This is a genomic window from Protofrankia sp. CiP3 (assembly GCF_917627345.1).
Lineage (GTDB): Bacteria > Actinomycetota > Actinomycetes > Frankiales > Frankiaceae > Protofrankia.
In genome coordinates, this window is the sequence record NZ_CAKJTM010000050.1 from 32326 (window position 1) to 39493 (window position 7168).

Below are 7168 nucleotides of genomic sequence, written 5' to 3' on the forward strand. Positions count from 1 at the left end.
CCCCTATTGCCGACCACTTAGCGCAAGTTTGGGAAGCCGCCTGTCCGGCTCGCCGCCCCCAGGCGGCCCCCGAATACCCACGTCATCCCAGCTCAGAGATGCTTTTCCGACACCATGAACAGTCAACAATAAGATCAAGATGGAATAGCTAAAAAATCAAGGTTGACAGTTTCCTCTCACTCATTGTTCAATACCCGAGTAAGCGCTCATAACCAACGGGAAGCCCCTGAAACATGCTACCGCGCAAGGAGGAGAAGCACGGTCTGTTGATCAATCTATATCGACACCTCGGGAAGGACCTGACGGTGAAGAGAGCGTTCGCGTCTGTTTTCACGGCCATGGCAGTCACACTTGGGCTGGTTGCTACCGCGGGTTCCGCTCAAGCAATCAACAGGGTATCCTGTAGCAGCTACGACTTTCTTTGGCTGCAGTCCAATCAAACGACATGCTGGGCAAACGCCGGCTACACGAATGTGACCCTCTACAACGTTTATGGAGGCAATTCCGGAAACAACGCCGGATGGTATTCGGGCGACAGCTACACAGTGTATTTCCCGAAGTGGGCTTCATGGTCGTACTCGGCTCAGACAGTTCGCGCCATCAATATATATTGATCTGCATGCTGATACGCTTTCGCAGGCGTCGCTGGCGCCAGTCCCCACGCATCCGCCACGCGATTCGCCCACAAGCGACGCTACCTGCGGTTGTACTGGTGCTGGTTGCCAGCGTCGCCTGCGCGGACCCGGCAAAATCCCCGGAACAGCACGAGCCCGGCATCGGGCCGGTACAACAAATTTCCGAGCCATCGCAGATCGGCCGGCCGATAGACACGTATATCCCTTCGGTTCAGGAGATCATGCAGCTTCGGACAGTACGCAATGAAGCCGTCGCGAAATGCCTCACAGCACACGGAGTCAACGCCGAGATCCGCGAACCGCCGGGGGTGCAGGAGTTTCTATCAGCCCAGCGGCAGGATGGAGTGATCCGATCAGGCCTGTACGGCTTCTTTGACCCCACGGCGGCAAAGACCCATGGATATTCCAGACCTCCTGGGCAAGCGGTCTCGCTGACAGAAACGGGGGTCGCAGGACCGTCCGAAGTTGCCTCAGAATGCGCCCGAAAAGGGCAGGAGGCGATCGGCGGTACCCCGCTCATCATCGATGAGACCGTGCTCCCAGATTCCGGTCCTCCCGTCCCCACCAACGACAGTCGATACCGTGCGGTGGTCGTCAGCTGGGCGCGGTGTATGGCCGAGTCAGGATTCAGGTACAACACTCCCCTGGACGCGATCGGAGACCTGCAATGGCGGCGCCCGCCCGCGCCTGACGGTTCCACGACACCCGCCTCACCGACTGAGATCACAGTCGCGTCCACGGACGTCGACTGCAAGATCAAAACAAATCTGGTCGGTATCGCCGTGGCTGTGCAGTCGGCATACGACAACAGATATATCGAATCCCATGCGGCCCAGCTCGTTGAGTTCAAGAACAGAATCCTCGGCCACATACGATCCGCCGGAAAGTAAAGCCAGTACAGTTGCCGGGCGTTCCAGCCTGGTAGTGCGCTGAATAATCACCAGAAGAAACCGGCTCTCCGGATGCCTGGAACGGGCACTATTCCAGATTGGCACAGCCCGGTGGTCGGTCACCAGCCAGCCGCTGGACGGGGGTGCCGGCGTCCGCCGCCGTCCATGCAGCCGCGCAGGCCGACCGAAGAGCATCCAGGCCATCATCCCGCGGCAGGGCATCGACCAGCGGGCCACCGACTGGCGGCGCACCGACAGCGGCCCCACACACGCCGATTGCCCGGGGTGCTGGCCTGGCCCTGCGCCAGGTCAGCGTCGCATCACGCACCTGCGCCACCCAGCCGCCGCACGCCGCCACCACATCGCCGGACCGTGGCTCACCTCCCACCTGCGCTCCGCTCACCTTCACGACGACGCCCGGATGACACGCCAGCAGGCCACGCAGATCGGCCGCGAGATACGTCGGCCGGTGGCGTGCCTCGGCCCGCAGGAGTTCGCCCGGTGCGGCCACTCCGGTGAGCACCAACAGGGACGGCGTGCCCGACCGGACAGCCGACTCGATGTCGGTGTCGAGACGGTCGCCCACAATCAGCGGAAGCCGCGCCCCGCTCCGGCGGACCGATTCCTCGTGCATCGCATGCTCAGGCTTGCCAGTGACCATTGGCTCACATCCGGTTGCCATACGCAACATCGCAACCAGTGAACCGTTGCCGGGCATCAACCCACGTTCGCTCGGCACCGTGGCATCAACGTTGGTCGCGACCCAGAACGCGCCCGCCCGGATCGCGAGCGCCGCCTCAGCGAGCCTGGCGTAGTCAAGATCTGGATCGAAACCCTGCACAACGGCGGCGGGCTGCTCCCCCACGGTCGCGACCGGCTGTAGGCCCACCTCGGTCACCGCCTGGCGAAGGCCCTCGCCACCGACGACCAGGACCGCGGCGCGTGCGGGCAGCCGTTCGGCCAGCACCCGCGCGGCCGCCTGCGCCGACGTGACGACATCGGGCACCGCTGCGGGCACCCCGAATGCCACCAGCCGACGCACGACATCCGCCGGTGGGCGCAGGGCGTTATTGGTGACGTACACCACACGCATGCCCCGGCCGCGGACAGATGCGATCACATCCGCCGCATGGGGCACGGCCTCAGCGCCGCGATACACCACGCCATCAAGATCCATCAATGCGACGTCATGCGCGTCGGCAAGTAGGGAGGACGACGCCGACAGCGGACGCGGCGAGCCGGTCAGCCGGGCGTGAAAATGAACGTGTGGACTGTCCGTCATAACCGGCTCATCAACGCTGGTTGAGAGCGGCTCGGGCATTGCGCAGAGCCCGGTCGTAGTGTCGCAGGTCCGGGCGCATCGCCGCGGCCAGCGCCAGATGCTCCACGGCGGCACGCAGGTCACCCGTTCTACGAGCCGCCATCCCAAGCCCGAACTGCGCATAGTCGTCCGCCGGGTCGTTTTCGACTATCCAGGCGAAACTCTCCCGGGCGGCGCCGTACTGACCGGCGTCGAACTGCGCCCGCGCCAACGCCTCCCGCACGCTGCGGGAACCCGGCTCGGCTGCGACCGCATGGGCCAGCAGCTGGACCGCGGCGTTCGCGTTGCCCCGGTCGAGCAGGGCGACACCCCGGGTGTACCAGTCGTAGACCTCACCGCCGGGAGCGCCTCCAACAGGACCACGGTTACCCCCAGCTCCGTCGTACCCGCCGGACATCGGCGCCTCCCTAACCTCTAGCCCAGCGACCGCGCGACAGAAAAACGATCGCGCGGCCGCTGGCCGGTTGGTTACCTCTGCCTGCCTACGTCACTGCCTGCGTCTCTGCCGCGTCGCTAGCCGGTGATGCCCACGCTCAGAGCCTCATCGCCACCGATGCGCACGCCGGCCAACACCGATGGCGGCCGGACGCATTTTCGCAAGGTTCGCATCCCAGTGTCGCTGGAAACCGGGCAGCGCTCCCACCGATCGCACCGATCGCTGTAGTTCTGTACGGCCTGTTACCGGTATGAAGGCTCGCGGGCTCAGCTAACGGCAAGCCTCCGCCATGGTTCGCACGGCTGGGGCGGCCCGCAGGGGAGGCAGCCCATACGATCGCGGCATGGCTGCTCCCGACCCGGCCCTGCCCACACCCGGTGGACTGGTGTTCGCGCCGTTTCGTGCCCTGCGGTACGTGGCCGATGACGGGCCGGATCTCGCGAGACGGACTGCCCCACCCTACGACGTGATCGACACGGCGGGCGTCACCGCGCTGGAAGCCGCGCATCCGCACAATGTCGTCCGTCTCACCCTTCCGCGCGACACCGACGAGAGCTCTCCCGACAGCCGTTACGACCGCGCCGGACGGACCCTGCGTGCATGGATCGCCGTCGGTGTCCTGCACCGCGACGACGCTCCCGCGCTCTACGTGTATGAGGAGATCCACGACGGCCACATCCAGCGGGGCCTGGTCGGCGCGGTGGCCCTCGTGGACCCGGACGCGGGGATCATCCTGCCGCATGAGAACACGATGGCCGGCCCGGTCGCCGACCGGCTCGCCCTGACCGTGGCCACTGGGGCGAATCTCGAACCGATCTTCCTGCTGTACCCCGGCGGCGGGCTCACCAGCCAGATCGTTGCAGCGACAGCCGCAACCCAACCGCTGCTGACCACCATGACCGATGACGGCGTGTCACACCGCATCTGGGCCCTTACCGATTCAGGCGATCTCGCACGAATCGCTGACGATCTCTATGGACGGCATGCGGTGATCGCCGACGGACATCACCGATACGCCACCTACCGTCGTTACCAGGCAGACCGTCACGCTGCCGGGGCCGGCGCCGGCCCGTGGGATTTCGGCCTGGCCTTCCTCGTCGACGCGCAGGTGTCGGGGCCCGCGGTCCACGCCATCCACCGGGTCGTGGCAGGACTCGACGTGGCCGAGGCCGCGCGCCGGGCCGCATCGGCCTTCTCGGTGACGCAGCTGGACGCCGCGCCGGATCCAAGCGGGATGGCCCTGCTCAACGAGCTGGCGGAAGCCGGCAAGGGCGGCCACGCGTTTATGATCACTGATGGCCGCGCGGCGTTCCTCCTGAGCGAACCGGATCCAGCCCTGCTCGCCGAGGCGCTGCCGGCGGACCGCTCCACGGCCTTCCGCAAGCTGGATGTCACCGTCGCGCACCTCGCGCTGATCGTGAAGGTCTGGGGCCTGCCGGACACCGAGGAAACGATCCGTTACCGTCACGACGCGGCCAGCGCGATCGCCGCCGCGGCGCAGGCCGGCGGGACCGCGCTGCTGCTCAACCCGACGCCCACAGCGGATGTCGCCGCGGTCGCCGCCGCGGGTGAGCGCATGCCACGCAAGTCGACGCTGTTCACGCCCAAGCCGCGAAGCGGCCTGTTGATCCGTCTCCTGGACAACCAGTAGGCCCTCTCCCACCCATGCGGACCCCCACGCGGACAAGCCCGCGGGTCGCGGGACCAGCAGATCAGCTGTCCGCCAGCATGGCGGCCCGCTCCGCGGCGTCGGTCTCCTCCTCATCGACGGTTGCCGCGGACGCGAACCAGCGCGCCGCATCAGCCGGCCGACCCGCAGCCAGCAACGCCTCGGCATAGGCGTACCACAGCCTCGGCGTCCACGGTTCCACGCTGGCCACAGCCGCCTCATCCTGCAGTAGCAGCACCGCGGCCGCCGGCTCGCCCAGATCGCGCCGTGCGCCGGACAGGACGATCAGGAGTTCGACCCGGCTCGCCTCGTCGAGTTCGGCCGCACCCGGGTCCCGGGCGAGCAACAACGCCCGCTCGGGACGCCCGAGCCCACGCTCGGCGTCCGCCATCAGCGCGAGATGCCGAGGGGAACCGTCGAGCCGGCGGGCCGCGCGCAGTTCGGCAAGCGCCGTGGTGAACTCCCCCGCATGGTACGCCGCGAGGCCAACCGCTTCGCGGACGACCGCGATACGGGACGCAAGCGCTGACGCCGCACGAGCGTGCGCAAGCGCGAGCGCGGGGTCCTCGTCAAGATAGATGCCGGCGGCCACAAGATGACGGGCGACCGGTTCGGCGAGCGAGGCGCCGAGTCCGCGCAGCTCCCGGGTCACCTCGAAGTCCAGCAGCTCCGCGCGGGCCTCATCGGGCAGCGTCGGCGCGGATGGCCGACCTGGGCGCTGTTCCGGTCCGCGTTCCTGCCGGCTGGCGTTCGCCGAACGGCCCGCGGATGTTGATGATTCCGCGGGCGTTGCGGTACGCCCGCGGGCCGGAGCGGGCCTGCCGCGACCTGAGCCAGCGGCCCCGGGCCGCGAACCTGTCGGCCTGCCGCCACGTGCGGCCGGTGGCCGGGAATCCCGCCCACTCGGCGCAGGGCTGGCCGGCCGTGGCTGGCTCGGACGCGGCTCGCCCGATCGTGGTTGGTTCGGCCCCGGCGCCGGCCGTTGTGAGGCACGACCGGTGGTGTTCCGGTCCGCGCCGCGTTCGTCCCGAGCCCGAGCATCGCGACCCCGTTCGTCACGAGGGTAAACAGACCGGTGGGGTGCGGCATCCGGCGCGGGCCGCCGGTCGGCATCCCGCCCACGACGCCGATCCGCCGACCGATCCTCGGCAGCACGACCGTGGGACGGGCTGGGGGACGTTCTGCCGTCACGCTCGCCACCAGTGGATGGCGGGGTGACCCCGGGCTGCGTCCGCCGCGGGCCACCGCCAGCCTTATCACGATCATTACCGGTGCTACGGAAGCGGTCGGCGGCACGAGGCCTGTCGGCGCCAGGCCGGCCCGCAAGACGATTATCAGTACCACGGCCGCGGGGGGCCTCGTTCCGGGACACCCGCGAGCCCTGCTCGGAGCGGTCACCCTTGGCCGAGAAAAACGTCCGCTGATCCGTTGATCCACTCCCGCGCTTCCCTGGGCCCGAGGCGGGCGAACCCGATGGGCGGGCCGAACGCGCCACGCTCTGCCCACGTTCATCGCGTCCTCGCTCGTTGCTACGTCCCTGGCCACGTTCCGGGCTGCCGGTGTGACCGCTGCCGCCGCGCGGAACAGACGCCTCACGGGCTGGCGGGCCCGCTGGCCGCCGCCCGGATCCACGGCCGTCGGCTTCCGGCCCCTGCGACCCCGGCCTTTCAGGTCTCGCCCGATCCGATCTCGGCCGCTCAACCGGCCGGCCGCCACTTTGTCGCTGACCTGTCCTGTCCGGACCGCGATCCTCACCGGAACGCCGGCCGTCGCCGCGCGCAGCCGCGGGTCGAGGCGACCGGCGAGCGCCATCGTCATGATGCGCGCCGGCAGCTGCTCGTCGCGCGGGCCGGCCAGTCGTGTCACGGTTGCCGCCTGCTGGCGGCTGATCCCCATAGCGACCCTGCTGACGCTGGCGGCCAGCGCGGGCGTCGCGAGCCGCCCGCCAGCGCTGTTGCGCCTGTCCATCGCTCGCGGTCCGAGATCTGCCACGCCCGGCAGCGGTCGGGCGACGAGCCGCTGTGCTCGTCGTCGAGGTCCGGTTCTTCTTCGGGGAAGTGGCCTCGGCCGCGTTTGCTGGCTGGCGGCGGCCTGGGCGGACGGCTTCGCCGTTGTTCTTCTCCACGCTGTTCTCTCCCTCGGCCGGTGCCATCCATGCCCGCGTCGGTGCCGGCTTCATGACAAAAAGGGAGGGGTTATCCAACATGGATAACCCCT

The 7168-nt window shown here is 68.2% G+C and carries 6 protein-coding genes; 3 read left to right on the plus strand and 3 right to left on the minus strand.

Going from position 1 to position 7168, the window contains the following annotated elements; translation table 11 throughout:
- The first annotated feature begins 568 nt into the window (after window positions 1–568).
- Window positions 569–1525, plus strand: a complete 957-nt coding sequence (locus MJ797_RS16760; protein ID WP_239335880.1) for a hypothetical protein — start codon at window positions 569–571, stop codon at window positions 1523–1525.
- Window positions 1526–1613: 88 nt separating this feature from the next.
- Here the strand turns inward: MJ797_RS16760 and MJ797_RS16765 are convergent, their stop codons facing one another.
- Entirely contained in the window at window positions 1614–2807 is a 1194-nt protein-coding gene (locus tag MJ797_RS16765) for an HAD-IIA family hydrolase (RefSeq protein WP_239335882.1), read from the minus strand.
- 10 nt (window positions 2808–2817) lie between these two features.
- Window positions 2818–3243 (minus strand): tetratricopeptide repeat protein, encoded by a 426-nt coding sequence (locus MJ797_RS16770; protein WP_239335884.1) that lies wholly within the window; start codon window positions 3241–3243, stop codon window positions 2818–2820.
- Window positions 3244–3625: 382 nt separating this feature from the next.
- On the opposite strand from MJ797_RS16770, the gene MJ797_RS16775 reads away from it, so the two are divergent.
- Entirely contained in the window at window positions 3626–4933 is a 1308-nt protein-coding gene (locus tag MJ797_RS16775) for a DUF1015 family protein (RefSeq protein ID WP_239335886.1), read from the plus strand.
- 61 nt (window positions 4934–4994) lie between these two features.
- Here the strand turns inward: MJ797_RS16775 and MJ797_RS16780 are convergent, their stop codons facing one another.
- Entirely contained in the window at window positions 4995–5603 is a 609-nt protein-coding gene (locus tag MJ797_RS16780; protein WP_239335897.1) for a tetratricopeptide repeat protein, read from the minus strand.
- A 1369-nt stretch (window positions 5604–6972) separates the two neighbouring features.
- Here MJ797_RS16780 and MJ797_RS16785 point away from each other — a divergent pair.
- Window positions 6973–7168, plus strand: a 196-nt coding sequence (locus tag MJ797_RS16785; RefSeq protein WP_239335899.1) for a hypothetical protein, incomplete at its 3' end; no start/stop codon positions are given.